This is a genomic window from Janthinobacterium sp. SUN118 (genome assembly GCF_030397695.1).
Taxonomy (GTDB): domain Bacteria; phylum Pseudomonadota; class Gammaproteobacteria; order Burkholderiales; family Burkholderiaceae_D; genus Janthinobacterium.
The window spans coordinates 1-1,011 of the sequence record NZ_JAPUBV010000013.1 but is presented as its reverse complement, the minus strand read 5'-3'; the positions used below and the strand labels follow the sequence as shown (position 1 = coordinate 1,011).

Sequence of the window (1,011 nt, the reverse complement as noted above, 5' to 3'; positions counted from 1 at the left end):
AACAGAGATTAAACTGAAGAGTTTGATCCTGGCTCAGATTGAACGCTGGCGGCATGCCTTACACATGCAAGTCGAACGGCAGCACGGAGCTTGCTCTGGTGGCGAGTGGCGAACGGGTGAGTAATATATCGGAACGTACCCTAGAGTGGGGGATAACGTAGCGAAAGTTACGCTAATACCGCATACGATCTAAGGATGAAAGTGGGGGATCGCAAGACCTCATGCTCGTGGAGCGGCCGATATCTGATTAGCTAGTTGGTAGGGTAAAAGCCTACCAAGGCATCGATCAGTAGCTGGTCTGAGAGGACGACCAGCCACACTGGAACTGAGACACGGTCCAGACTCCTACGGGAGGCAGCAGTGGGGAATTTTGGACAATGGGCGAAAGCCTGATCCAGCAATGCCGCGTGAGTGAAGAAGGCCTTCGGGTTGTAAAGCTCTTTTGTCAGGGAAGAAACGGTGAGAGCTAATATCTCTTGCTAATGACGGTACCTGAAGAATAAGCACCGGCTAACTACGTGCCAGCAGCCGCGGTAATACGTAGGGTGCAAGCGTTAATCGGAATTACTGGGCGTAAAGCGTGCGCAGGCGGTTTTGTAAGTCTGATGTGAAATCCCCGGGCTCAACCTGGGAATTGCATTGGAGACTGCAAGGCTAGAATCTGGCAGAGGGGGGTAGAATTCCACGTGTAGCAGTGAAATGCGTAGATATGTGGAGGAACACCGATGGCGAAGGCAGCCCCCTGGGTCAAGATTGACGCTCATGCACGAAAGCGTGGGGAGCAAACAGGATTAGATACCCTGGTAGTCCACGCCCTAAACGATGTCTACTAGTTGTCGGGTCTTAATTGACTTGGTAACGCAGCTAACGCGTGAAGTAGACCGCCTGGGGAGTACGGTCGCAAGATTAAAACTCAAAGGAATTGACGGGGACCCGCACAAGCGGTGGATGATGTGGATTAATTCGATGCAACGCGAAAAACCTTACCTACCCTTGACATGGCTGGAATCC

General features: G+C 51.9%; 1 rRNA gene. It reads left to right on the top strand.

Going from position 1 to position 1,011, the window contains the following annotated elements:
• Nucleotides 1-10 precede the first annotated feature (10 nt).
• Nucleotides 11-1,011: ribosomal RNA gene (locus O0880_RS28095) — 16S ribosomal RNA — on the top strand; the annotation flags it as partial.